The 25,271-nt window shown below is 62.0% G+C and carries 24 protein-coding genes and 1 pseudogene; 16 read left to right on the forward strand and 9 right to left on the reverse strand.

The window, feature by feature from the left end; all coding sequences use genetic code 11:
* Positions 1 to 20: 20 nt before the first annotated feature.
* The 3 genes and pseudogenes from OR16_RS01305 to ppk1 form a co-directional block, all read right to left on the reverse strand.
* Entirely contained in the window at positions 21 to 335 is a 315-nt protein-coding gene (locus OR16_RS01305; protein WP_006156164.1) for a hypothetical protein, read from the reverse strand.
* A 113-nt stretch (positions 336 to 448) separates the two neighbouring features.
* The gene (locus tag OR16_RS01310) at positions 449 to 703 is read right to left on the reverse strand and encodes a hypothetical protein (RefSeq protein ID WP_006156165.1); all 255 of its coding nucleotides are present in this window, start codon (positions 701 to 703) and stop codon (positions 449 to 451) included.
* 346 nt (positions 704 to 1,049) lie between these two features.
* A pseudogene (gene ppk1 / locus OR16_RS48020) lies at positions 1,050 to 3,158 on the reverse strand (polyphosphate kinase 1).
* A gap of 276 nt (positions 3,159 to 3,434) precedes the next feature.
* Between ppk1 and OR16_RS01320 the strand changes: the two are divergent.
* Entirely contained in the window at positions 3,435 to 4,076 is a 642-nt protein-coding gene (locus OR16_RS01320; RefSeq protein ID WP_006156168.1) for a DsbA family oxidoreductase, read from the forward strand.
* Positions 4,077 to 4,273: 197 nt separating this feature from the next.
* On the forward strand, positions 4,274 to 4,459 hold the full coding sequence (locus OR16_RS01325; RefSeq protein ID WP_006156169.1) for a hypothetical protein: 186 nt from the start codon (positions 4,274 to 4,276) through the stop codon (positions 4,457 to 4,459).
* Between the two features lie 191 nt (positions 4,460 to 4,650).
* Here OR16_RS01325 and OR16_RS01330 read toward each other — a convergent pair whose 3' ends face one another.
* Entirely contained in the window at positions 4,651 to 5,691 is a 1,041-nt protein-coding gene (locus OR16_RS01330) for an AraC family transcriptional regulator (protein WP_006156170.1), read from the reverse strand.
* Between the two features lie 306 nt (positions 5,692 to 5,997).
* On the opposite strand from OR16_RS01330, the gene OR16_RS48025 reads away from it, so the two are divergent.
* The 11 genes from OR16_RS48025 (at position 5,998) to OR16_RS01375 (ending at position 16,153) form a co-directional block, all read left to right on the forward strand.
* Positions 5,998 to 6,168: a zinc-binding dehydrogenase gene (locus OR16_RS48025; protein ID WP_272942813.1), complete on the forward strand. Its 171-nt coding sequence runs from the start codon at positions 5,998 to 6,000 to the stop codon at positions 6,166 to 6,168.
* 12 nt (positions 6,169 to 6,180) lie between these two features.
* Positions 6,181 to 7,023, forward strand: coding sequence for a TauD/TfdA dioxygenase family protein (locus OR16_RS01340; protein ID WP_006156172.1), 843 nt, complete (start codon positions 6,181 to 6,183; stop codon positions 7,021 to 7,023).
* Positions 7,024 to 7,077: 54 nt separating this feature from the next.
* Positions 7,078 to 8,007, forward strand: a complete 930-nt coding sequence (locus OR16_RS01345) for a 3-keto-5-aminohexanoate cleavage protein (protein ID WP_006156173.1) — start codon at positions 7,078 to 7,080, stop codon at positions 8,005 to 8,007.
* A gap of 114 nt (positions 8,008 to 8,121) precedes the next feature.
* Positions 8,122 to 9,132 carry a tripartite tricarboxylate transporter substrate binding protein gene (locus OR16_RS01350; RefSeq protein ID WP_006156174.1) on the forward strand — a complete coding sequence of 337 codons (1,011 nt, stop codon included), beginning with the start codon at positions 8,122 to 8,124 and terminating at the stop codon, positions 9,130 to 9,132.
* A gap of 101 nt (positions 9,133 to 9,233) precedes the next feature.
* Positions 9,234 to 10,940 (forward strand): long-chain fatty acid--CoA ligase, encoded by a 1,707-nt coding sequence (locus OR16_RS01355; RefSeq protein WP_081488634.1) that lies wholly within the window; start codon positions 9,234 to 9,236, stop codon positions 10,938 to 10,940.
* A 246-nt stretch (positions 10,941 to 11,186) separates the two neighbouring features.
* Positions 11,187 to 12,179, forward strand: coding sequence for a Bug family tripartite tricarboxylate transporter substrate binding protein (locus tag OR16_RS01360; protein WP_006156176.1), 993 nt, complete (start codon positions 11,187 to 11,189; stop codon positions 12,177 to 12,179).
* 36 nt (positions 12,180 to 12,215) lie between these two features.
* Positions 12,216 to 12,581: a DsbA family oxidoreductase gene (locus OR16_RS40670; RefSeq protein ID WP_237716882.1), complete on the forward strand. Its 366-nt coding sequence runs from the start codon at positions 12,216 to 12,218 to the stop codon at positions 12,579 to 12,581.
* Complete coding sequence (locus OR16_RS40675) at positions 12,472 to 12,756, forward strand: Rieske 2Fe-2S domain-containing protein (RefSeq protein ID WP_237716883.1); 285 nt, start codon at positions 12,472 to 12,474, stop codon at positions 12,754 to 12,756. Before OR16_RS40670 ends, OR16_RS40675 begins: the two co-directional genes overlap by 110 nt.
* Before the next feature lie 25 nt (positions 12,757 to 12,781).
* Positions 12,782 to 13,576: an SDR family NAD(P)-dependent oxidoreductase gene (locus OR16_RS01365; RefSeq protein ID WP_063709558.1), complete on the forward strand. Its 795-nt coding sequence runs from the start codon at positions 12,782 to 12,784 to the stop codon at positions 13,574 to 13,576.
* A 413-nt stretch (positions 13,577 to 13,989) separates the two neighbouring features.
* On the forward strand, positions 13,990 to 15,048 hold the full coding sequence (locus OR16_RS01370) for a 3-keto-5-aminohexanoate cleavage protein (RefSeq protein ID WP_006156179.1): 1,059 nt from the start codon (positions 13,990 to 13,992) through the stop codon (positions 15,046 to 15,048).
* A 124-nt stretch (positions 15,049 to 15,172) separates the two neighbouring features.
* The gene (locus tag OR16_RS01375) at positions 15,173 to 16,153 is read left to right on the forward strand and encodes a quinone oxidoreductase family protein (RefSeq protein ID WP_006156180.1); all 981 of its coding nucleotides are present in this window, start codon (positions 15,173 to 15,175) and stop codon (positions 16,151 to 16,153) included.
* 359 nt (positions 16,154 to 16,512) lie between these two features.
* On the opposite strand, the gene OR16_RS01380 is transcribed toward OR16_RS01375, so the two are convergent.
* Both OR16_RS01380 and glaH read right to left on the reverse strand, forming a co-directional pair.
* Entirely contained in the window at positions 16,513 to 17,727 is a 1,215-nt protein-coding gene (locus OR16_RS01380; RefSeq protein WP_006156181.1) for an alpha-hydroxy acid oxidase, read from the reverse strand.
* Positions 17,728 to 17,844: 117 nt separating this feature from the next.
* On the reverse strand, positions 17,845 to 18,774 hold the full coding sequence (glaH, locus tag OR16_RS01385; protein ID WP_006156182.1) for a glutarate dioxygenase GlaH: 930 nt from the start codon (positions 18,772 to 18,774) through the stop codon (positions 17,845 to 17,847).
* A 191-nt stretch (positions 18,775 to 18,965) separates the two neighbouring features.
* Between glaH and OR16_RS01390 the strand changes: the two genes are divergently transcribed.
* Positions 18,966 to 19,727, forward strand: a complete 762-nt coding sequence (locus tag OR16_RS01390) for a LysR family substrate-binding domain-containing protein (protein WP_237716884.1) — start codon at positions 18,966 to 18,968, stop codon at positions 19,725 to 19,727.
* Between the two features lie 14 nt (positions 19,728 to 19,741).
* On the opposite strand, the gene OR16_RS01395 is transcribed toward OR16_RS01390, so the two are convergent.
* Positions 19,742 to 21,037 carry an MFS transporter gene (locus OR16_RS01395; protein ID WP_423739622.1) on the reverse strand — a complete coding sequence of 432 codons (1,296 nt, stop codon included), beginning with the start codon at positions 21,035 to 21,037 and terminating at the stop codon, positions 19,742 to 19,744.
* Positions 21,038 to 21,333: 296 nt separating this feature from the next.
* Here OR16_RS01395 and OR16_RS01400 point away from each other — a divergent pair, with 296 nt between their 5' ends.
* A complete protein-coding gene (locus OR16_RS01400; RefSeq protein WP_006156186.1) occupies positions 21,334 to 22,329 on the forward strand; it encodes a Bug family tripartite tricarboxylate transporter substrate binding protein in 996 nt (331 codons plus the stop codon).
* Between the two features lie 166 nt (positions 22,330 to 22,495).
* On the opposite strand, the gene OR16_RS01405 is transcribed toward OR16_RS01400, so the two are convergent.
* Both OR16_RS01405 and OR16_RS01410 read right to left on the reverse strand, forming a co-directional pair.
* Positions 22,496 to 23,056: an RBBP9/YdeN family alpha/beta hydrolase gene (locus OR16_RS01405; RefSeq protein WP_006156187.1), complete on the reverse strand. Its 561-nt coding sequence runs from the start codon at positions 23,054 to 23,056 to the stop codon at positions 22,496 to 22,498.
* Positions 23,057 to 23,065: 9 nt separating this feature from the next.
* Complete coding sequence (locus OR16_RS01410; RefSeq protein ID WP_006156188.1) at positions 23,066 to 23,977, reverse strand: TauD/TfdA dioxygenase family protein; 912 nt, start codon at positions 23,975 to 23,977, stop codon at positions 23,066 to 23,068.
* A 126-nt stretch (positions 23,978 to 24,103) separates the two neighbouring features.
* Here OR16_RS01410 and OR16_RS01415 point away from each other — a divergent pair, with 126 nt between their 5' ends.
* Positions 24,104 to 25,132, forward strand: a complete 1,029-nt coding sequence (locus OR16_RS01415; RefSeq protein ID WP_043417959.1) for an AraC family transcriptional regulator — start codon at positions 24,104 to 24,106, stop codon at positions 25,130 to 25,132.
* Positions 25,133 to 25,271 lie beyond the last annotated feature (139 nt).

Here is a 25,271-nt window from a genome sequence, read left to right on the forward strand (position 1 = left end):
CCGCACTGAAGGCGATTTAGCTATTGCGATGGTTGGGATTGCGCGGGTTGTTGCCGCGAATGCCGCCGCGCCGGTGCCGGCCGCGCCAGGAGCGCGCGGATCGACGCAAGGTAGTGGTCCCCAACCTCCCGGCTGGCCCGGTTCGACTGGGCGCGCAGGGTGCGGCGGGCCGGTGGCGCGATATTCAGGCTGCGGCAGATCGTGGACAGGTATGGCTTGCGGTCTCCCGCCAGCCGCTGCGCCGCGGCTTGCACCGCCGCATCGCCTACCCGTGCGCGCAGCCAGGCCAGGACCTGCCTGTCGTATTCGTTCTGTACCCGGACCAGGTGTTCCATGAGTGGCTCCCGTAGATACTGTTCATCCATACAGTTACTGTAAATATATACAGTAATCTGGTTTTTTCAAGGATGAATCTCACGGACCAGATACGGGGCCATCGTCCAGGGGACTACAAAACCATGCTGGCGGCAGCGCTAGCGGCGGGGCGTTGCGCCAGGCGGGCGCGTCCGGCGGGCACAATGTCCAGGCGGATGCGCTGGCTCGGCGGCAGATCCGTTTCCGGGGACTTGCAGGCTGGCACCGCGTCATGCCGAGGCGGGTGGCTGTCGCGCAGGGCAGGATGGTGCTTGTCCACCCAGCGTGCCGCTCTCCAGAGCGCGAAGATGCAGGCAACCGCATAACTGCAGTAGATGAGGATCAGCATAAGCACCTCGCTTCGCGCCCGCTTGGGGACGAGTGGTTTTAGAAGGTGCGAGTATGCGCAAGATCACTCTCGGCGCGATATCACTCGATAGGGGGAGGCGGGTGGCCGCGCGGGCCGCAAAGCCAGGCGGGTGGCCGTTCTGGCGAAAATACTGCAGTCCGCCTGGGAAACAATTGTTTGCAGTTCACCCGGCCAGTGCAGGCCCGGGCTGTGTTGCCGGGGAACGCAAATCAGGTGCGCCGCCTTGCCAGGTCTTCACCCCGCGCACGCGCTGCATCGCCCGCCAGAAAGCCGGCGATGCGCGCGTTTGGCGGCCCGGGCCTCAACCACGCGCTTTGTATGGATATCAAGCGAGCTTCCATCTGAGGGTGTCCTGCGCGGATACGGGCTGGCGGCCCCGCTTGCGCCGGTAGTTGCCGTCCGCATCCATTTCCCAGGTGTCGCGGTTGTCCTTCAGGTAGACCTTCAGGCCTTCCGCGATCACGCGATCCTTGAGGTCTTTGTCCAGCACGGGGAAGCACACCTCGATACGCCGGAAAAAGTCGCGGTCCATCCAGTCGGCGCTCGATAGCCGCACGTCCTCGGCCTTGTCGTTGTAGAAGTAGAAGATCCGCGCATGTTCCAGGAACTGGCCAAGCACGGAGCGCACCCGGATATTTTTCCGACAGGCCCGGAATGCCGGGCCGCAGCGCGCAGGCCCCGCGCACGAAGAGCTCGATGCGCGCGCCGTCGCAGGATGCCTGGTACAGGGCATCGATGATCTTTGGCTCCAGCAATGCATTCATCTTGGCGATGATCAGTCCCTTGCGGCCTGCCCTGGCGTGCTTGCCTTCGCGGCGGATGGCTTCGAGCAGCGCCGTGTGCATGGTGAACGGCGATTGCCAGAAATGCGCCAGCGTGCCGGGGTGGCCGAGCCCGGTCAGCTGGGAGAACACGTTGGCCACGTCGTCGACGATCGCTTCCTTGCAGGTAAACAGGCCGAAGTCGGTGAAGCTCCTGGCCGTCTGCGAGTGATAGTTGCCGGTGGCGATATGGGCGTAGCGCCTGAGCTTTTTCCCTTCGCGCCGCACTACCAAGGCCATCTTGGCATGCGCCTTGTAGCCAACCACGCCGTACACCACATGCGCGCCGGCTTCTTCGAGCTGGGCTGCCCAATTGATATTGGCCTGCTCATCGAAGCGCGCGAGCAATTCCACCACCACGCTGACTTCCTTGCCTCTGCGCGCTGCGCCGATCAGCGCCTCCAGCAGGGCTGAGTCGTTGCCGGCTCGGTATACCGTCTGCTTGATGGCCATCACCTCCGGATCTTCCGCAGCCTATCGCCATCGCGGATGGCGCGGAACATGTCGGGCTGGCCCTGCAGCGCTTTGGGCAGGCCGGGCCGGCACGGCGGGTACTTCAGGTCGTCGCGGGCCACGCTGTCCGGGACCGGCAGCAAGCGCACCAGGTTGACCGGGCCATTCACCGAAAACACCTCACCGTCTTCCAGGCCGAACTGGTTCTGCAGGAACCGGGTCATCTCGTCGGAGCAGTTGTCCGCGACTTCGAGCCGTACCGCATCGCCAAAATGCCGCTGCGGCAATTCGCCCTGCAGCGCATCGCGCAGGTTCTTGATTTCTTCCTCGTCAACGAACAACTCGCTATTGCGGGTGACGCGGAACTGATAGCAGCCGCGCACGCGCATGCCGGGAAACAATTCGCAGACGTGGGCATGCAGGATGGAAGACAGGAACACGAAGCCGTGTTCGCAGCCGGATATCTCCTTTGGCAGCAGGATCACGCGGGGCAGGGCCCGGGGCGCTTGCACGATGGCCGCATTTGCCTCCCGGCCAAAGGCATCCTTGCCTTCGAGCTCCACGGCGAAGTTCAGGCTCTTGTTGAGCACGCGTGGAAACGGATGCGCGGGGTCCAGGCCGATGGGGGTGAGCACCGGCATCAGCTCGCGGAAGAAATAGCTGCGGATCCACTCACCCTGTTCCTGCGTCCAGTGCGGACGGCGCAGGAAGCGGATCCCCTCGCGATCCAGGTCCGGAACCAGCACTTCGTTGAACAGGCGGTACTGTTCCGCGACCAGCTTGTGGGTGCGGGCGCTGACAAGCGCGTAGATCTGGCGTACGTCCAGGCCGTCGGGGCCGGTGGTCGCCGGCGCCTGCAGCTTGATCTTTTCTTTCAGGCCGGCAACGCGGATCTCGAAGAACTCGTCCAGGTTGCTGCTGAAGATACAGAGGAAGCGCAATCGCTCCAATAACGGGATGTCGGGGTTCTCGGCCTGGGCGAGCACGCGCCGGTGGAACTCCAGCTGGCTGGCCTCGCGGTTCAGGAATAGCTGCTGCGTGTTGGCGCCGAAGTTGGCGCTGGCGCTGGCGAGGAAATCCGATGGCGCGCCGTGAACGTCACTCGTGGCCAAGGGGAGGGAAGGGGCGATCTCAAGTGGAGCTGCCGAGCCTTCTTCCATAATGCGCTTCAATCCTTCTCGGGGAATGGACCATCGTGTACCGATGATCTGTTGCAAATATATTACCGCGTGCCGCGGCGCTTGAGGAGTGGGCGCGGGGCACGTTTCCCAATCTGCGCCAGGGCTGTGTGGCTGGCAGGCCACGGACACCTGCTGGGGAGGAGAGCCTGGCCGTGGCCGCCTTGCGGGAAAACCCTGCTGTGAGCGAGGCCCTGCGCCCAAGGGGAATTGCAGCTACCCTGTCGCGCAGTAATGGACTGACACCGAGAAAACACAATGCAAAAGACGCTGAAAATCGATTTTGTCTCCGACGTCGCGTGCCCGTGGTGCGCGGTAGGCCTGAGTTCGCTGCAACAGGCGCTGGCGCGGCTTGGCGATGAAGTTTCGGCAGAAATCACGCTTCGCCCATTTGAGCTCAATCCGGACATGGGGCCGGGAGGCGAATCGATCCAGGATTACATGGTGCGCAAATATGGCCGCACCGAGGCGGAAATCGTGCAGAGCCAAGCCATGATCCGCCAGCGAGGCGCCGATGTCGGCTTTGAGTTTGGCTCTCGTACCCGCGTGTACAACACGTTCGACGCGCATCGGCTATTGCATTGGGCAGGCCTGGAGGGGCGTCAGCTGCCGCTGAAGATGGCGCTGTTCCGCGCGTATTTCACCGAGTCCAAGGACGCCAGCAATCACGAGGTCCTCATCGAGGCAGCGGCCGCAGCCGGCCTGGACCCCGAAAAGGCAAGCACTGTGCTGTCCGGCGACGCGTACGCGGCGGAAGTCCGCGAGATGGAAAGGCGCTACCAGGACATGGGCATCCGTTCCGTGCCTTCGATCATCTTCAATGACCAATACCTGGTGAGCGGCGGTCAGCCGGTGGAGGCGTTCGAGCGTGCCATTCGGGAGGTGCTGGCAAAAAGCTGAAGGGGTGCGCGACTAGCCACCGCGCCTGTGCCAGGCACCGGGGTCCCGGCGCGTCGCCCAGGCCGAGGAGACTGCCGCCTGCGCCCCGGAAAGCGTTGCCTTCCTGCATACGTACTATCGCCTAATGCTGCGGCGCGTCATTTTCTTTGCTATCATTAGGGAATACCCGATAAGGGTAAACACTAGGAATGAAAGCCATGGACACGCAAAGCGACATCAAGATGACCGACCAAATGGAACGCGATCTGATCGAGCGCGAACTTGGTCCCCGCAGCCCCAGCCTGGCGGCAGACGTGAAGAGCGCCATCTTCGCCGTCCAGCATATGCTGAGCCGCCTGCAGAACCAGGCACGCAAGGCAAAGATCGTCTACGCGAACGGCTGATCGTTCAGGTAGCGGCATCAAATGGCGGGAGGCGTCTCCCGTGCAGCAAGACCGGCCAATACGCCGCTCCGCCGGAGCGCAGCGTGGGCCGGTTTTTTTATGGGCGCCGCGCGGGCCAAGGTAGCGGCGCATTCGCCACAGGACGTTGCGCCGTCGTATCGCGTTCGCGGCGCATCCGACATCTCCGGTGCTTAATCCTGCATTGGAGGACTGACGTCTTCCTGCGAGACGATTCGCCTTCCCTCCTTCATCCACCGTGTCGGCGGTTTCCCAAACTGCGCCCCAAACCACCGCGTGAATGCGCTCACCTCTGAAAATCCAAGCAGATCCGCCGTACGCGATATGGACTGCTGCTGGCTCTGCAGATAGCGCTCGGCCAGTTCGCACCGTACCTGATTGACCAGGCCCGAGAATGTTTCCCCGCGTTGCTCCAATTGGCGCTGCAGCGTCCTCGGGCTGACCCCCAGGTTCTGCGCAACCTGTTCCACGGCACTGCGGCCGCGCGGCAGCAGCAGGTGAATTGCCCGTCGTACGTCAGCCACTACGGAGTGCGCATTCGAGGGCGATTGAAGGTCAAGGAATCCCCTCGCGTATCTGGCCAGGCTGGCATCGGCCAGGGGGTTCACGCGATCCAGATCCTGGCTCGACAGGACCAGGCCATCGAATTCGCAGCCAAATTCGACCTGCTGGCCGAACAGGCGACGGTGCACCCGCAGGTCTGCAGGGGCCGCATGCGAAAAGTGCACGCAGCGAGGTTTCCATTGGGCGCCAAGTATGGCGCGGATCAGACAAAGCACCGCGCCTACGGTCAACTCCATCGCCTGCCGGCCGGGTTGCTGCCTGCCGGTCAGCAACGTCACTCGCAGGACCGCGATATTCGCATGCTCGGTGAACTGTGTCGCGACAGAGTCGCTGAGCAGGTGGCGATAACGCTCGACCTCGGCCAGCGCATCCCGCAGCGTGGGCTGATGTTGCAGCGTCAGGCCGACCGGGCCGAAATCGGATAGCCGCCACGATTCGCCCATGAGCAGCCCGAGCGAATGGCAGGCTGTGACCCGCGCGGATGTCTCTAGCACCTCCGCAAGCCGGAATTCGGGAATGCGCAAGTCGGGCGTGTGCAGGCATTCCCGGTCCAGGCCGACATGGGAAATCATCTGCACCGGGTCGATACCTGCGGCGCGAGCGATCCCGGAGTACTTGGTGAGGGAGGCGCTGCGAACCAGGACGGTCATAGGGGGGCTCTTTCTGAAGAGGGATGGTCAGGTTGATCGAAGGCCGCCGCCATCTGTCGGTGAAGCCACCAGCCGTCGTCTGGCTGCCAGTGTCGGCCACGCATCGCATACGCCGCCAGCGCCGCTTCTCGGGGCAGCGACCCAAGCCGGGAATCGACTGTCACGGATGGTCAACTTGTGGCGCGGCTTGTCAAGGGCCCTGCACATGGGAGAACCGACAATCACCCCAGGTTACCGAATGATAGTGGCGCCAGCAATAGGCGACAACAGGAGACGGAATTGGCAAAAGCCGCTCGCATGCACGAGGTGGGAGGGCCAGAGGTCCTCCGTTACGAGGACGCCGAGGTGTTCGGCCACATTGCGGCGGGACGCATCCGCATCGGGATCAACCAGCGCTATGCGCTGCAGGACGCGGTCCAGGCGCATCGGGACCTGGAATCGCGCAAGGCCACCGGCTCGTCAATCTTTGTAGTGTAAAGGAAGCTTTCCATGCACGTAGAACCTCTTACCTGCACCATCGGTGCAGAAATCGGCGGCGTCAACCTGGCCGATGCAGCGCGAGATAGCGCGTTGTTTGCCGAGATCAAGGCGCTGCTGCTCAAGCACAAGGTGCTGTTCCTGCGGGACCAGGATATCAGCCGCGCCGATCACGTGGCCTTCGCCCGCTGTTTTGGCAAACTGGAGGACCACCCGGTCGCTGGCAGCGACCCGGATCATCCCGGCCTGGTACAGATCTATCGCAGCGACAAGCGCGAGAACTACGAGAACAGCTACCACACCGACGGCAGCTGGCGCGAAACCCCAACGATGGGCTGCGTCCTGCGTAGCATCGAATGCCCGCCGGTCGGCGGCGACACCATCTGGGTGAACATGGCAGCGGCCTACGAGAACCTGCCCGAGGAAATCAAGGAGCGCATTGCCGGCCTGCGCGCCAAGCATGGCATTGAACATTCATTTGGCGCGGCGATGAGCCCGGAAAATCGCGCCAAGCTCGCCGCGCAGTACCCCATGGTCGAACACCCCGTGGTGCGCACCCATCCGGAGACTGGCGAGAAGGTGCTCTACGTCTGCGGCTTCTCCACGCATTTCGCGAACTTCCATACGCCAGAGAACGTGCGCTACGGGCAGGACAAGACCCCGGGCGCGAGCCATCTGCTGAACTACTTGATCAGCCAGGCAGCGATTCCCGAGTACCAGGTGCGGTTCCGCTGGCGGCCTAACAGCGTGGCCATTTGGGACAACCGCTGCACCCAGCACTACGCGGTACAGGACTACTGGCCGGCCCCGCGCAAGATGGAGCGCGCAGCCATCATCGGCGACAAGCCGTTCTGAGGCGCGCCAGCCGTCGCCAAGCCTTGCCCCACCATTTATAAATGGAGACATGCCATGAACTACCTCGATGGATCCCTGTTCCCTGAAAATCAGCAGCCGCTGATCATCACCGCGGCACCCTACGCACCGGGCTGGCTGCCGTCGGATTTCCCGGAAGACATCCCCGTGACGATGGAAGACCAGATCCAGAAGGCCGTGGACTGCTACAACGCCGGCGCGACTGTGCTGCACCTGCATGTGCGCGAACTCGACGGCAAAGGCTCGAAGCGGCTGTCCAAGTTCAACGAGCTGATTGCCGGGGTGCGCAAGGCCGTGCCGGAGATGATCATCCAGGTGGGCGGATCGATCAGTTTCGCGCCCGAGAATGAGGGGGCTGCCGCCAAGTGGCTGTCCGACGACACGCGCCACATGCTGGCCGAACTTGACCCGGTTCCGGACCAGGTGACCGTCACGGTAAACACGTCTCAGATGAACGTGACGGAGCATGCGGAACTCGCGGATTTCAAGGGCACCTCGCGTGACTTCGAATCCGTGGAGCGGCTGATCCGGCGAGGCGTCTACAAGGGCCCGCTGGTCATGAACTGGGTGGCTATCAGCGGCGGCATGGATGCACCCAGCGTCTTTAACCTCGCCAACATCGTTCGTGCGGTCCCGGATGGCGCGGTGCTTACCGTTGAAAGCTCCGTGCGTAACGTGCTTCCCGTCAACATGATGGGTATTGCCCTGGGCTTGCATGCGCGATGCGGCACCGAGGACTGCCTCTGGAACCAGTCGCGCACGGGCAAGATGAGCACGGTGAAGCAGATCGAGCAGCTTGTGCGCATCGCGAGTGAATTTGGCCGCAAAGTGGCAACGGCCCAGGAAGCGCGCGACATCCAGAAGATTGGCGTGTTCTATGACACGGTCGAGGAGACGCTGACTGCCAACGGTTTCGGGCCGAACCGCAATGGCGGCAATCAGGGCTTCCTGCGCAAGGCCGCCTGATTCGGGCCGGTTGGAACTGACGATCAGTCAACAGAAGGGCAAGGGCGGAAAGTAACTGGCTCTCGACGAAGCAGGCTTCTGCCCTGACCAACCCTCGCAATTTCGGAGACAAAAATGAATCAAGCAGAACTGCCGGCGCACCGCAGGGCGTCGCTGTCATGGATGTTCGGCCTTGCGTTGTCGCTCGCGCTGCCAGCCTTGCTCCCGTCAACCGTCTATGCCCAGGCGTGGCCGGCGAAGCCCGTCAGGATCGTGGTCGGCGGCCCGGCCGGCGGCACTGCCGACACGCTCGGGCGTTTGCTGGCCGAGGGCATGACCCATGCCTTCGGCAAGCCCGTGATTGTCGAGTCAAGACCTGGTGCCGCCGGGGCGATCGCCGTGGGCGCACTGTTGTCTTCGCCGCACGACGGCTACACGCTCCTGCTGATTCAGGGCGGCATCGTCTCCGAGACACCCCTTGCCGTCAAGGTGTCCTTCAACCCCTTCAAGGACCTGAAGCCGGTGGCCCAGGTCGCCAGGACGGGGCTAGTCCTCGTCGGCAACCCGAAACTGCCCGCGAAGAACCTGGGCGAGCTTGTTTCCTACATCAAGAGCAATCCTGGAAAGGTTGACTACGCATCCTATGCCACGGGCATGCGGGGGCAGACCATGGGCGTGCAGTTCAACCGGCTGGCCGGTCTCGATATGGACCACGTTGGCTACAAGGGCTCGCCGCCCGCGCTGCAGGATGTCATGGGTGGTCATGTTCCCTTGATGTTCGACGGGCTGGCCACATCGCTTCCCCTCATCAGCGCCGGCAAGCTCAAGGCCTATGCCGTGGCCTATCCGAAGCGGATTCCGGCCCTGCCCGACGTGCCGACCTTCGCCGAACTTGGCTATCCCGCCATGACCGAATCCGGCTGGATGGGGCTTTGGGTGCCGCCCGACGTGCCGGATGCGGTGCAGGAGAAGATCCGCGCCGTCACGCTCCAGGTCATGCAGCAGCAGGGCACCCGGGACCGGATCGCAGCCATGGGGATGGAAGCGGGGCTGCCGCTGAGCAGTGAAGCGCTCTCAAAAGAAGCCCGCGCCGCCTACGAGCGGCAGGGCGAACTCCTGCGTTCGATCCACTTCGTTCCGGAGTGATCCGCAAGCCTGAGCCTGTGCCTGAGCCTCCCGGTGCGCGTAGCCCCATTGAGCGCGCGATGGCGGGGCCGAAGACGCTGCCATTCACAGAGAAAAAGACCATGCAAAATGCGCTCCCCGCGCGCGCGGACCAGCCGATCGAGTCCAGGCCGGGCCTACCCGGCCTGGTGCTGCCGCAGACCTCGCTCTGGGGCAACCTCGAGGTGTCCGCGCACCGCTATCCGGACAAGGCCGGAATCCGCTATTTCGGCAAGTCCACCAGCTTTCGCGAGTTGCATGCCCAGGCCACCGCGCTGGCAGGCTGGCTGCAGCAGAAGGGTGGCGTGAAGAAGGGTGATCGGGTGCTGTTGTACATGCAGAATTGCCCGCAGTTCATCGTCAGCTACTACGCCATCCTGCGCGCCGATGCCGTGGTGGTGCCGGTCAATCCGATGAACCGTGCCGAGGAATTCAGGCACTATGTCACCGACGCCGGGGCACGCGCGGCAATCTGCTCCGCAGACTTGGCCTGCGTTGTGGAGCGGGCGACGGGTGAGCTCGCGCCGGCCGACCGGCTGCAGCATTTGCTGGTGACCGCGTATGCCGACGCGCTGCCGTCCAGCCACGAGTTTGCGGAAGACACGCCGCCAGCCTGGCTGACCACGTCGCATCCGTGGCCAGCCGGCGCCACGCCGTGGACCGAGGCGCTTGGCGCCAGCCTGCTACCCGGACCGCATACCGCGGGGCCCGACGACATGGCGGTCATGCCGTACACCTCGGGGACCACCGGGTTCCCCAAGGGCTGCATCCACACGCATCGCTCGGTCATGCAGAGCGTGGTGGGCGGCCGGGCCTGGTATGACAGCAGGCCCGAGTCCGCGTCCCTGTCGGTGCTGCCGTTGTTCCATGTGAGCGGCATGCAACACGGCATGAACGTTCCCATCTACAGCGGCGCCACCGTGGTGATGCTGCCGCGCTGGGACCGTGAAGTGGCGGGCCGGCTGATTTCGCGGCATCGGATCACCCATTGGACCTGCAATCCCACCATGGTGGTCGATTTCCTGGCCAGCCCGAACGTGGCGGAGCTCGACCTGTCCAGCCTGCAGCATATCGGCGGCGGCGGCGCGGCGATGCCAGAGGCGGTGGCCGACCGCCTGCGCGGAACGCTTGGCTTGAGTTTCCTGGAGGGTTACGGTCTATCCGAAACCATGGCCGCGACGCACGTCAATCCGGCAGCCAGGCCCAAGCTGCAGTGCCTCGGGCTGCCGACCTCCAACCTGGACGCACGCGTGGTGGACCCCGTCACGCTCAAGGAACTGCCGCCCAACGAGATCGGCGAGATCATCGTCAGCGGTCCGCAGGTGTTCAAGGGCTACTGGGGCAAGGACGATGCCACTCGCGACGCCTTCGTTGAGTTCGAAGGCAAGACCTTCTTCCGCACCGGCGACCTGGGCCGCATGGACGGCGAGGGCTACTACTTCATCACCGACCGTCTCAAGCGCATGATCAACGCGTCGGGCTTCAAGGTGTGGCCGGCCGAGGTGGAGAACCTGCTGTACAAGCACCCCGACGTCCAGGAAGCCTGCATCATCGGCACCCGCGACCCGTACCGCGGCGAGACAGTCAAGGCGGTGGTGGTTCTGTGCGCCCATGCCAAGGGCAAGACCACGCCGGAGGACATCATCGAATGGGCCAAGGAGAACATGGCGGCCTACAAGTACCCGCGTACGGTGGAGTTCGTTGAGGTACTGCCAAAGTCGGGCACCGGCAAGGTGATGTGGCGCGAGCTTCAGGAGGCCGAGAATGCACAGGCCGTGGCCGGCGGGTGAGGGTGCCTGCGCACCGAAGGTTGTGGCGCTTCAGGCGCGCCGTGCGCCAGGCCTGCTGGCCCGAAAGGAGAGCTAGCGTGAACCATGCTGCCTGATGTTTTGTTTCTGTCGACAATAAAAATCATGGCTGCTATGATCGTGCCAACGATAGCCTGGGCAGGTGGACATCGCTCGTCACGCGGTTGGTTCGGTGAGGCAGGCAGCACTTGGCACTCTGGGTCGTAGTCCAAAAAAATGGGGGAGACGATGTCATTACTGAAAAAGCTGCTCGCAGTTGCGCTGTGCGCCGAGGCAGTCATTGCCATGTGCGCGCCAGGCCTGGTCCAGGCACAGGAAGCCTGGCCATCGCGCCCGATTCAAATGATCGTGCCGTCGTCTGCCGGTTCGGGAACCGACTCGCTGGCGCGGGTCATGGCTCAACGCCTTTCCGAATCGCTGAAGCAGGCTGTGGTCGTGGAGAACCGGCCGGGTGGCAGCGGGGTGATCGGGACCAACGCCGTCCTCAAGGCGGCGCCGGATGGGTACACGATTCTCTACACGACGGCGTCCAACATGGTGGTTGCGCCAGCGGTCATCAAGTCCATTTCCCAGGAGGCAAGAAAGAGCCTCGTGCCGATCGCACAGACAGCGGTGGGTGGGGTGTTGCTGCTGGTGAGCCCGGATCTGCCGGTGTACGACTTGCCTGGACTCATCGAGTTCGTGAAGGCGAATCCGGATAAGTACAGCTATGGCAGCTGGGGCACTGGCTCGTCCGCGCACTTGACGATGGAGTGGTTGAAGAAGCAGACCGGCATGAAGACCGAACACGTTGCATATCGGACCTCCAGTCAACTGCTCACCGAACTGTCCTCGGGTGTGCTCAAGATCGGCTGGACCGATCCCAGCGTGGCGGTTCCGTTCCTGCGTTCCGGGAAGGTGCGCGGCATTGCCATTGCGGGCAACGTGCGGTCTCCCCAGCTTGCCAACGTCAAGACCATGGGTGAACAGGGCTACAAGTTTGGCACGGTGGGATGGTTCGGCATGTTCGCGCCGGCCGGAACCAGCCCGGCGATCGTGAAGCGGCTGGCAGACGAGGTCAACAAGGTGCAGGCGTTGCCGGAGATCGCGGCCCTGATGAAGAGACAGAACTTCGAACCGCCACCGGTAAAGTCCTCCGCGCAGTTGGGCGAGATTGTCCAGAGCGATCTGCAGGTCTGGACGAAGATCGCCAACGACGCAGGGATCAGGCTCGAAGAATAAGATACGGCCCCCGGCCGGGGGCTAAGGAGTTATTACGTGAATTGCTCTGGACTTCCGGGTGCGGTCCCTGCCCCGACATCGTCGCAAACGCTGCGCGTTGACTTTTATCTTGACCTGATATGCCCCTGGTGCTGGATCGGGTTGCGTAATCTGCGTTCAGCATGGGCAAGCTTTCGACAGCAGCATCCCGGATTGGCGCTGGAGACGGTATGGCATGCCAATGCTCTGCTGCCGCAGATTCCTGCGCAAGGCGTTCCGTACCAAGCATTCTATGAGACGCAAACTGGTCTTCTTGCAAGATGGTCAATCGGTAATCGTGTTCAACCTTGGCGGCCAATTCTTTGCCATGGAAAACAGCTGCCCGCATGCGGGAGCCTCCTTGGCAGGAGGCTCGTGTGTTGAGCACGTCATCAGTTGCCCGTCGCACGGCTTGCGATTTGACATTCGCAACGGCCAGTGCACCTCGTCTTCGAGCTTGCGTATCCGCACCTATGAAGTCGTCGTGGCGGACAAGCAACTTTGGCTACGGACGCCAGCACTCAATCCCGGCACTAACGGCACAACATTGCCCCAATGAAGCGACATCAAGAGAAGGAATGAAGATGACCGATGGCTTCAATACGGAGTTCTTCGCCGAGCGCTTCGGCCTGCGCGGCCTGACGGCAATCGTCACCGGCGCGGGCTCGGGACTTGGGCGGCAAGCGGCAAGGACGCTGGCAGCAACCGGCGCGCATATTGCCCTGCTGGGCAGGCGCCCGGAGCCTCTGCAGGAAACTGCAGAACTGATCGCGCACGTCGGCGGTACAGCGCGGGCTTTTCCCGTCGATGTTGCCGATCAGGAAGGCGTGCGCCTTGCCTTGGATGCAATCCAGCAATGCATGCCGCCGCTATGGGCGCTGGTGAACAATGCGGGCGTCGGCGGGCGCGCGGCGCTGCTCGACGTGGACGAGACAATGTTCGACCGGGTATTCGATGTGAACACAAAGGCCGCGTTGCTGATGTCCACCGCCTTCGCACGCCGGCTCATCGACAGGCAACTCCCGGGACGCATCATCAATATATGTTCTCTCGCCGCGCAGACGCACCCGCGGCACCTCGGCATCTACGGCGCCAGCAAGGCGGCGCTGGAGCATCTGACCCGTACGATGGCCCATGAATGGGCGAGCCACGGTATCAACGTCAATGCCATCAATCCCGGCTACATCGAGACTGACATTAACCGCGCCATGTTCCAGAGCCCCGCAGGCAGGAAGATCGTCGAGGGCCTGCCTCGCCAGCGCCTCGGCACGCCCGATGCGCTCGATGGCGCGCTGCTGATGCTCGCTTCGCCGGCCAGCACATTCACGACTGGCTCGACGCTAGTTGTGGATGATGGGCAACGCTTCAGCATGGGCTAAGCCCAGCCTCTCCCGCCATTTCGTGACGCCGCAACCGAAGCGCTCGCTGAACCCATCTGGAAAAGGCGCTGGGCGAGGCCAAGCCCAGCAGCGCCGCGGCTTCGCTCAGTGGCCGCTCCCGATTTTCGATCTAGCGGCATGCGAGGCCTGCGCGGCCACCACCTTGTCCAGTGCTCCCGCGTCAGCGGACGATTGTCATAAAAGGGCAAGTTCAAGGCGTGCAAGGTAAAGCGGGAAGTGGCGCCAGGCCAGATGATTCACTCGTCGCGAAGGACACGCTGACATCACCGGTTAAAGGAGATGCTCGCCTGCGCACCGCCGTGCCGAAGATGGCGCTGTAAATAGGGTTCTAAAGCTCTCTCATCTAGTTCGACATTCTCAATATTCACATTTCACCTTGGATATCCATCATCATGAACTTCCTTGACGGCCACCTGTATCCCGAGAACCAGCAGCCTCTGATCATCACGGCCGCTCCCTATGCGCCGGGCTGGATTCCCTCGGACTTCCCGGAAGATATCCCTGTCACCATGGAGGAGCAGATCCAGAAGGCGGTCGATTGCTACGAAGCCGGTGCCACCGTGCTGCATCTGCATGTGCGCGAACCCGATGGCAGGGGCAGCAAGCGCCTGTCCATGTTCAATGAGCTGATCGCCGGGGTGCGCAAGGCCGTGCCCGAGATGGTCATCCAGGTGGGTGGCTCGATCAGCTTCGCGCCCGAGGACGATGGCTCCGCGGCCAAATGGCTCTCCGACGACACGCGGCATATGCTGGCCGAACTCGATCCGAAGCCCGACCAGGTGACGGTGACCGTCAACACCACGCAGATGAACGTGACTGAGCATGCTGGCCTGGATGACTTCAAGGGCGTGTCGCGGGGATTCCCGCACCTCTATGCAACCTACAAGGACATGATCGTGCCCTCGAACCCCAGCTGGGTCGAGGAGCACATCCGACGCTTGACGGCCGCCGGAATCCAAAGTGAGTTTCAGTGCTACAACATCAACAGCTTTGAAACGATTGAGCGGATGATTCGCCGCGGCGTCTACAAGGGGCCGCTGGTGATGAACTGGGTGGCCATCAGCGGTGGCATGGATCAAGCGAACATCTACAACCTGGCCAACTTCCTGCGAGCTGCGCCCGACGGCGCGGTGATCACGGTGGAGAGCTCGGTGCTGAACGTGCTGCCCGTGAATATGATCGGCATTGCCTTGGGCCTGCATGTGCGGTGCGGCATCGAGGATGTACTCTGGAACCAGACCCGCACGGGCAAGAGCACTTCCGTCGAGCAGATCAAGCAATTGGTGCGTATCGCCGGCGAATTTGGTCGCCCCATCGCGACGGCGAAACAGGCACGAGAGATCATGCAGATCGGGGTCTTCTACGACACGGCGGAAGAGACGCTTCAGGCCAATGGCTTCGCGCCCAATCGTAACGGTGGCAACCAGGGATTCCTGCGCAAGCCGGCCTAAGGCCCCTTGGGGGAATTGACTTCATATGCGGTATGAGTCGCCCGGTATTTTCTGGAGACGGACTGAAGCTGAAGTTGAAGTTCCCCCCCATCGACCGGATATTTGATACTGAACAGGAGACAACATGGCGAAAGTCGTTAAATTCTACGAAACGGGCGGCCCCGAGGTCCTTCGTTTTGAAGACGCTGAGGTTGGCGAACCGGGGCCGGGAGAGGTCCGCGTCCGCCACGTGGCCGTGGGCCTGAATTTTGCCGACACCTACTTCCGCGGTGGCACTTACCAGGTTCCGCTGCCCAGCGGCCTCGGCAACGAGGCAGCCGGTGTGGTCGAGGCCGTCGGTGCCGGCGTGACCCAGCTGGCAGTCGGCGACCGTGTGACCTACACGGGCTTTGTCAATACGCTAGGCGCCTACAGCACTGAGCGGTTGATTTCTGCCGCACTGCTGATCAAGCTGCCGGATGCCATCAGTTGCGAAGCCGCGGCGGCCATGACCATGCGGGGCTTGTCCGCCTCCTACCTGGTGCGCCGGATCTACCCCTTCGTGGCGGGTGAGGCTGTGCTGCTGCATGCCGCGGCAGGCGGTGTTGGCCTGATCGTTTCGCAATGGGCCAAATTGCTCGGGCTGACGGTGATCGGCACGGTGTCGACCGATGCCAAGGCGGAAGTCGCGCGCGCCCACGGCTGTGATCACACAATCAACTACAGCCACGAGGACGTCGCCAAGCGCGTGCGGGAGCTGACGGGCGGAGTAGGGGTGTCCGTGGTCTTCGACAGCGTGGGCAAGGCCACCTTCATGTCCTCGCTGGACTCGCTCAAGCGCCGCGGGCTGATGGTCTGCGTCGGTACCGCCTCCGGCACGATCCCGCCGTTCGATCCGCAAATCCTGGCCCGCAAGGGCTCGCTCTACCTGACCCGCCCGGGCCTGGCCGACTACATCGCCGATCCGGCCGAAAAGGCGGAACTGGTCGACGAGCTATTTGGCCACGTAGCGGCAGGGCGCATCCGCATCGAGATCAATCAGCGCTATGCCCTGGAGGACGCCGTGCAGGCCCATCGGGACCTGGAGGCTCGAAAGACCACGGGCTCGTCCATTTTCGTGATTTGAGTGTTTCCCTTTCTGGGAAACGTAACCCAGCGATTCGGCAGTCGGGTCAGGTTGTCCAGGACCCGCTGCCGGTAGCGCTCTTCGTTGTACGCGGTGTCGGGATCCACATGTTCCACGCCGTAGCGCAGTGTGTCGCAGAAGAGCGCCGCCATCTCCCATGCACGCACGGCTTCCGATCATCCGCCTGCGACCTCCACCCTTCAGATCCGAATGACGCCGCGTGGCTTGAGCCAGCTGGTTTGCGCACGCGTGCTCATGCCCGACCACATGACGCCATGCAGCAATGCATGATACGCATTGCTGCATGGCCACGAGGACCATGCGTTTGGCGATGCGGGCTGCATGGAAGTAGGGAAACGCTACACCATCCGGTCGGCTCTGTGGCCCTGGACGATGACGGTATTGTTCACGTCTGCGATGGTCTTCGCGCCAAGCATGGCCATGTTCCGATCGACCTCGTCGCGCAACAGCGTGATGGCGTGGCGTACGCCCTCGGCTCCCCCAACGGCCGCAGCATAAATAAAAGGTCGCCCCAGGAAGACAAAGCGGGCTCCTAGCGCCAACGCTTTCAGAACATCACCGCCTCGCCGGATACCGCTGTCCATCATGACGGTTGTCTTGTGCGCGACGGCCTCGCAAATCTCCGGCAATACAGCAAGCGGTTCCACGGCACCGTCCAGTTGGCGCCCACCGTGATTTGAGACAATGATGCCGTCGGCGCCCAAGGCGACAGCGCGTTCGGCGTCGGACGTATGCAAGATGCCCTTTATGACCAGGTTGCCGCGCCATCTTCGCCGGATTCGCTCGATATCCGTCCAGCTCAGGTGATCGCGCCCCGTCGTATCGCGAATAGCGGAGGCCGACAAGATCGGTGCGCCGCGAGACGCAAAAGAATTCTCGAAATGCGGCATCCCGCTCGAGATAAGCGTTCTGGCGAACGTTCCAGCCAGCCAACGCGGCCGGGACACGCCATCGAACGCCAAGCGCACGGATGGCCGCAAAGGCAAAGAGAAACCAGTACGGACGTTATTCTCCCGGTTGGCCCAAACGGGAATATCAACCGTAAGGACAAGCGTAGCGAACCCGGCTGCTTCAATCCGCTCAATCAGGGCGTCCCTGCGTGTGGCGTCACCTGGCAGGTACGCTTGAAACCACGTGCCTGGCGCGGCCGCGTGAACGGCTTCCATCGGAATCAAGGACGTGCCGCTCATGATCGCGGGGATCCGCTCTTCCCGCGCCGTTTGCGCGAGGACCACATCGCCGCGGTAAGCGGCAATCGCACTGATTCCAACGGGCGCCACGCCGAAGGGAGACGCGTAACGTTGCCCAAAGATCTCAGTCGCTTGCGACCTTCCTGACACATCGACAAGGACTTTGGGCCGGAACTTGACCTCGTCGAATGCCGTCTTGTTCGCGCCAAGCGATTTTCCATCCTCCGCGGCGCCGGCAATATAGCCAAAGATCGGGCGCGGTAGCGCCCTCTTTGCCGCGACTTCAAAATCGGCAAGCGAGAGGATCGGTCGTAGTCGCCGATGAATCTGACGGTTGGCGCCATAGGCAGGCTTGGCGGGCATTCCAGCGCTCGGAACGGCTTGGCTTTCTGCAACTTCTGTTAGAGATGTCATCATGATTTGGAGCGTCTATCAGGCCCAACCGCTGTCACAATCAGCCACGCCGGATCACATTGATAATCAGGCGAACGTGCCGCGCTGGCGCATCAACTCACGGAACAGCGCTGCATTCTTCTCGAACGGCGCACGCCCGTGGAGGTAGAAGTAGTTGTTCAGGACCACCAGGTCGCCGACGGGCAGCGACACTTCCTTTGTTCCCGGCGAAGCCTCCATGGAACTCGACAGGTCGTTGAGAAATGCAGCCTCCTCGCGATCGCGAGGCTGTACGAACTGATCGATGAAGGACATCGACAACCCAAACGCGTTCTGGAAGAAGAGCGGGCGCTCGACCCTATCGCTGACATTCTTGGAGCCCGGCGCCTTGTAGAGGAACGGCTGCGTCCCGAGACGGTGACTGACAAAGCGGTCACGGTCTTCCCAATCGTCCAGATGCAAGAATCGGGACTCCCCGCCCATTGCATTCTGTTCTGCAAACTTCATCATCAACAGCCAGTCCGTCGCCTCGGTAACGAAGGTGCCATCGGTGTGCATCGTGAAGAGCCGGTAGGCTTGGCGCAAATAGGAGTCGCTATCGTCCGTGTGCTTGACCACGAAGCGAGCATAGTAAGTGCCCGACATCGCATCGTGGTTGCCGGGGCCCAGGAGGTGCCCGATGGCAGTGCCGAAGCGAACGAAATCGTCGGCGTCCGTGGTCAGTCCCTGGAGGCCTACCGTGAAGCCACCATGCCGCCGATCCTTCACGATGCCGTTGATGGCTGTAGCGAAGTCCTCGCCGACATGCTTCGCCAGTACGTCCGCGAGCCCGTAGCGCATGAAGGGAACGTATTCGAGGTTTTGAACATCGACCTTGCGCGCGTCATGCAGGAAGCCAAGAATGGCATCGCGCTCGACGGTCACATGCAGGATGCGATGGTGATCTGGGTGGGCAGACACTTGGAAGCGGGATTCGTCACTGCTGGCAAGTACTGACGCAGGAAGCGGGGCATTCATTGGTAGCTCTCCGGGAAGTTGTATGGTGCTATTTCATCTGGATTCTTTGATATGATCCAGATAGAAAGCAGTAATCTTTGTTCCGCAATTGAGATTAAAACGATGATTGATGTTCGCCAGTTGCAGTGCTTCCTCGCCGTGGCGGAAGAACTTCACTTTGCGAACTTGAACAAGATTTGGGCGTCACGCTCTTGAACCGCAACAAAAGGAAGCCGGTGTCACTTACCGACGCGGGGCACCTGTTCCATGCCGAAGCTGCTGCTGCGTTGCGGCACATTGAACGGGCCGACCAGGTGGGACGCTTGGCTGCCCGAGGGCTGGCTGGCGTCATCCGTGTTGGCTATGTGGCATCTGGCGCAAGCAGCGGCCTTTTATCCATGATGCTGAGCGAGTTTCGGAAATCGCACGAGATGGTCCGGATCGAAGTCGTGCCAATGGAGACGCCAAGGCAGCTCGAAGCGCTTAGCGATGGCCAGATTGATGTGGGCATTGTCAGGCCCAGGCGACTCTATCCGGCTGGCGTTATCACGAAAGTCGTACAGACCGAACGTCTGCTGGCTGCAATGACAGCAAGCCATCCGCTTGCAAGGCGAGGGACAGTCTCAGCGTGCGCGCTAGCGGATCAATCGTTCATCGTCCCGCAGTTTACGGACGAGGAAGGCTTCGGGGACGCGCTAGCCGCCCTGGGAACGGCCGGAGGGTTCACGCCTCATCTGGAATATCGCGTCCAGGATTTCATCTCCGCAATCTGCCTCGCGTCCGCGGGATATGGCGTGGCCATCGTGCCTGAGTCGATGCAGAATTTCTCCCAGCCAGGCATCTTCTACACACAGATCGCCGACTTCAAGTTCTCAGTGCACCTGGCGCTGGCGCATAGGCGCCGGGAAATATCCCCGGCGGTACGAGCCTTTGTGCAACTCGGAACTGAAGCTCTCAATGGCCGTGGGTCGTAGACTCGGCAGCGTGCTCAGCCGCGTCGCGCTTCCGCAACGTAACACCATCTGCCGATGAGGAACACGGTGAAGGGCAGAATTGCCGCGAACGGCAGCCAGCGCAAGGCAACTTGAAGACCAACCGCGTCCGCTACCATACCGGTGATAAAGGGCCCTGCTGCGAGGCCCAATATATTGTTAAACAGCGTCAGAGTGGCAAATGCCGAGCCGTGAATGGCTGGCGGCGTGGCCCCGGCAATGATCGCGCTACATGTGCCGAACGAGCTGGCAAGGAAGAACACCCCGGGCGCAAGGAGCGCGAGTTGCAGATTGCCCTGTGGCAAACGGAACGCGATCGCCAGCAGCGTGCCTAGCACGAGGCAATAGCCAATGGCCATGTTCCACCGCTTGAGCGACGAATCCCCGCTGATCCGATCGGTCATCACACCGCAGATGAGTTGGCCCAGGCCGCTGACAAGGACAAGGCCGGCCGCCAGAGTGGCGGCTTCGCTGACAGGCATGCCCCAGTAGCGATTCAGGTAGCTGGGCAGCCACACGAACAGCGTGCCTTGGACGAAGATCTGCAGGGCGCAGCCGAGGTAGGCACAAAAGACGGAGCGGGACGGAAACAGGCCAGAGAAAAACGCGCGCGGTGTCAGTTTCACATGCCCGTGCACCGCGACTCCGTTTGCATTGTCCGCCTGCGCGCTTGCGAGTTTTTTCTCGGTGACCACGAAGTAATAAATGGTCACCAGCACAAAGCCGAAGATCGCCATCAGACCCATCGACCATCGCCAGCCAAAGTGCGTCGCGATGATGCCGGAAAGCGAAACACCGAGCACGGACCCAAACGCTGCGGCAGACGTAAAGCCGCCGGCAATGGTAGACCGCATATGCCTGGGGAAGATGCTCATGAGCATGGCGAATCCGACACTTCCGTAGGCAGCCTCGCCGACACCAACGAACAAGCGCGCGACTAGCATCTCGTGATAGGTGCTGGCGATGGCGCAACCGAGCGTGGCAACACTCCACACCGCCACCATCAGTGCAATGCTTTTGACGCGCCCCCAGCGGTCCGCGATGATGGAGAACGGGAGGGTCAGCACGCCGACCGTCAACGGCACCACGCTGCTAATCGAACCGAGCTGGGTATCGGTAATCTGCCACTGCAATTTCAAGAGTGGAAACAAGGCGTTGATCGCCTGCCGCGACATGTAGTCAGACAGTAGCAGGCAAAACATCAATGCAAAGACCACCCACGCGTAGGGTCGGGCACCAGTGGTAGCCGCAGCCGGCCCAGCCGGCATCGCGTTACTCGTAGACACGTTCAATTTTTGTCTCCTCATGACTTCTTGCGTCGGATCATCTAGCCTGGCGCTACTTCCCGCTTTACCTTGCACGCCTTGAACTTGGCTATTTATGACAGTCAACCTGCTGACGCAGGGGAGCCGTGGTCGGGGCCGGCTGCACGCTCTGGATATCTGAGCAGGGTTTTCCCTTTGCTTGCGCGAGTTGGTAATAACTTGTCGTGAACGGTCAAGCCGGTTGGTCCGGTGCGATCCGAGAATAGACGAACAAGCCCTTCTAAACACGCAAAGCATCGCAATCAAAATCAAAAAGGATAGACATGAAGAAGCAGACCAATCACTTGGGGTGGCGCGGTTGCGCCTTGGTAATCGGTGTTGGTGTCGCCGGGGGCGTGTCCGTGGCCCAGGCCCAGGAGGCTTGGCCCAGCAGGCCTATCCGTCTGGTGGTGGCGGGGCCCGCCGGCGGCAGTGCCGACGCGTTGGCCCGGCTGCTGGCGCAAGGCCTGCAGCAAAAATTGAGCAAGCCCGTCATCGTGGAGAACAAGGCCGGTGCCGCCGGTGCGCTGGCGATCAGCGATTTGCAGTCCAACGGCAAGGATGGCTATACCTTCCTGGTTATCCAGGGCGGTGTCGTGAGCGAAGCGCCGTTGGCCTACAAGGTCCATTACAAGCCTTTTGCTGACCTGAAGCCCCTGGCCCAGATCAGTCGCACGGGGCTGGTGCTGGTTGCCAACAAGGATGTTCCCATCTCCAACCTGAAGCAGTTGGTGGACTATGGCAAGTCGCAAAAGGACGGCCTCGTTTTTGCTTCCTATGCCACGGGATTGAAGGGGCACACCTCGGGCATACTGCTCGGGCAGCTCACGCATGTGCCAATGCGGCATGTGGGCTACAAGGGCTCTCCCCCGGCGTTGAACGACCTGATGGGTGGTCATGTGCCCCTGATGTTCGATGGGGTGACTACCTCTTTGCCGCTGATCAAAGCGGGAAAGATCAAGGCGATTGCCTTGAACTATCCGACCCGGATTGCTGAATTGCCGGATGTGCCGACTTTCAAGGAGCTCGGCTACCCGCAACTGGCGCAAGCAGGGTGGTTCGCGGTGTGGTCCCGCCCGGATGTCGCTCCGGCAGTCCAGGAGAAAATCCGCGAGCTGACACTGGCGTATTTCAAGCAACCCGCAGTGCAGAGCCACGTCAAGGACATGGGAATGGAGCAGGGGGGCGCCGCCACGTCGGAAGAGTTGATGGCGGACCTGAAGCAGGCATACCAGCAACAGTCCGCGCTGCTGAAGTCCATTAACTACCAGCCAGATTAATAAGAGATTATTCTGCGCAAACTCGCCATTGCAGTCCGAATGGGTTTTGCGCAGTCTTTGGCCAGAGTGTGCGGCATCGTCGATCCGGCGATGTCCCATTGCCGGGGGAGGGGCTGGGGGAAGGGGCGTGGTTGGTCGTCCTTGGCGGGCGCCGCCGTGGGTTCGGTCACGACAGTTCGCGAATGAACGCTTTGGCTTGCGGCCACTCGCCATAGCCTGAAGCGGGATTCAGATGCCCGACCTCGCCGAGTTCGACGAAGCGGCTGCCCCACGCCTGCGCCAGGCCACGGGCGCGATCGAGACGCGTCAGAGGATCGTTGCTGCTTGCCGCAACGATGCTCGGAAACGGCAAAGTGCCGCGAGGGATCGGCAGCCAGCCATGGTCGCCCAGCGTGGCGAGCGTCGGATAGCCGGCCGGCATGGGTGTCTCGAGGTCGGCGGGCGCTGCAAGGAGTGCACCAAGGATCTCGTGCGTGGCGCCTCGGGCCGCCCAATGGGCGACCATCATCGCGCCTGCGCTGTGTGCCACGATGATCACCGGCCCCTCGATGGTGGCCAAAGCGCGATCGATGGCGTCGACGCGGGCAGCGCAACTCAGCTTGTCTTGCTCAAGCGGAGCGACGCTGACGACGCGAGGCAGCGTCGCCGCCAGCAGGGTTTGCCAGTGTTCCGGCACATGGTCACGCAGGCCAGGGACGATGAGAACGGTCGGTGCCGTAGAGGTCATGTCGATCTTTCAGTAAGGCGCGTCACCGATGATGGCGGTACGCTCCATCTTCCGGTGGCACGGTGGATAATCCATCACTGCGTAGTGCTGGGTTGAACGGTTGTCCCAGAACGCAACGCTGTTCTTCTTCCAGCGAAAACGCACTTGGTATTCGGGGATGTTGGCCTGGCTGACCAGGTAGCTAAGCAGATTGCCGGCACCCGGCGCCTTGTCCAGCCCGAAGCGCACATTGGCCGGCACATTGAAATTTGTGAAGTGCGTGGTAAAGCTCCCATTGACGAACAGCACTTTCTCTCCGGTTTCGGGATGGATGCGTACAACCGGGTGCTCGGCGTCAGGGTACTGAGCCTTCAGTGCAAGACGCTTTTCAATCGGCATCGCGGCACCGAAGCTCGCCTCGATGCTGTGGCGCGCGCGCAATGTGGCGATCTTCGTCTTGATCTCCTCGGGCAGCTGGTTGTAAGCCTCGACCATGTTGACCCACATCGTGTCGCCACCCACAGGCGGGCATTCGATGCAGCGCAGCACGCAGCCCATCGGAGGCTTTTCGCGCCAAGTGGCATCGGTATGCCAGGAATTCTCGTTGCGCTCGGGGGGGCTGTCCGGGGTCTTGTAGATCTGGACCAGTCCTGGGTAATCGGGATGGCTGCCTACCACCGGGTGGTCCTCCAGCTCACCGAAGCGGCGCGCAAAGGCCACGTGCTGCGCGCGCGTGATGTCCTGGTCGCGGAAGAAAATCACGCGATGCTTTAGCAGCAGCGCCCGAATCTCCGCCATCTGTTGGTCGTCCTCGGCAGCCGCGCCAAGGTTGACGTTGCTGAGTTCCGCACCGATCGTGCAAGTGACCGGCTCGACCCGGATCGAGCTGCCCAGCGAGGTTGCGCGGACCACTGCGGGTGCCGCCTTGAGGTGTTGAATCATGAACGTGTCTCCGATTGTCGGTTAGGCCGATCGATCCTTGCGAGTTTGGCTGTCGCGGGTATCTCCCGCTTGACAGTACATGACAGGGATTTATCATTCCATGTCAATGTCCCACTCAATTCTCTAATGTCGTCACTTGTCCGCGCTGCGGCCCTCACCAACTACAGCGAGGTCGCTCGAGCCTCCGGACTGGATCCGGTGCGGATGCTTTTTGACGCGGGGTTGAGTCCGAGCGTACTGAGCGAACCGGACATCATGATTCCGGTCGAGCGTGTCGGAAGGCTGCTTCAGGCGTCCGCAACCATGTCAGGCAACGAGAGTTTCGGACTGTGTATGGCCGAGTCGCGCCTCTTGTCCAATCTTGGGCCGGTAGGATTGCTGATACGCGACCAGGCGACGCTGCGCGACTCGCTTCGCATGCTGATGCGCTATCAAGCGTCGCTCAACAGTGCGTTGTCGCTGGCGGTCGAGGAGTGCGATGGGCTGGTCATTATTCGCGAAGTGGTAATGGCTGGCAACGCACATCAACCCACGCGTCAAAGGGTTGAACTGGCACTAGGGGTCATGGTGCGCTTGATACGTCAACTCCACAAGCCCGACTGGGAGCCGCGGCGCGTATGCTTTGAGCACCCGGCGCCGCGCGACCTTACTACACACCGGCGGTTTTTTGGCGCTTGCGTCGAATTCGACTACGACTTCAACTGCATTATCTGCACGAAGGCAGATCTCGATGCACGCAACCCGTCCGCGGATCCGGCCATGGGGCGCTACGCGCAGCAGTTGATAGACGCGTCCGCCATGTCGCAGCAGGCGACAATGCCTGAGGATGTGCGGCGTATGATCCTGCTGCTGCTGCCCAGCGGGCGCTGCAGCATCGAACAGGTGGCGGAGCATCTGGGCGTGGTGTGCCGCACGGTCCAGCGCCGGCTGGCGGATCAGGGGCAGAGCTTCTCGTCGATCGTTAACGACATCCGTATGGAACTCGCCATACGCCATGTCACCGAGAGCGATCGTCCGTTGACGGAGGTGGCGACCCTGCTCGGTTTTTCCGCGCCGAGCGGATTCTCGCGCTGGTATCACGTGCAATTTGGCTGCAGCCCCAAGGAGAGCAGGGCAGCACGCGGCACATTGCGCCGACAGACGGCACCGACCTGAGCATAACCCTGGCACAGCGTAAGCCGCGTCAGGCCGCATCATGGACGGACGCTCTCTTTGCCGGATTCCGCATGTCTATTGTCGACAAAAATAAAATGCCGTATCATGGAACCGGCGCGCCTTTCCCGGAGTGCCATCG

Source organism: Cupriavidus basilensis OR16, from assembly GCF_000243095.1.
GTDB lineage: Bacteria > Pseudomonadota > Gammaproteobacteria > Burkholderiales > Burkholderiaceae > Cupriavidus > Cupriavidus basilensis_D.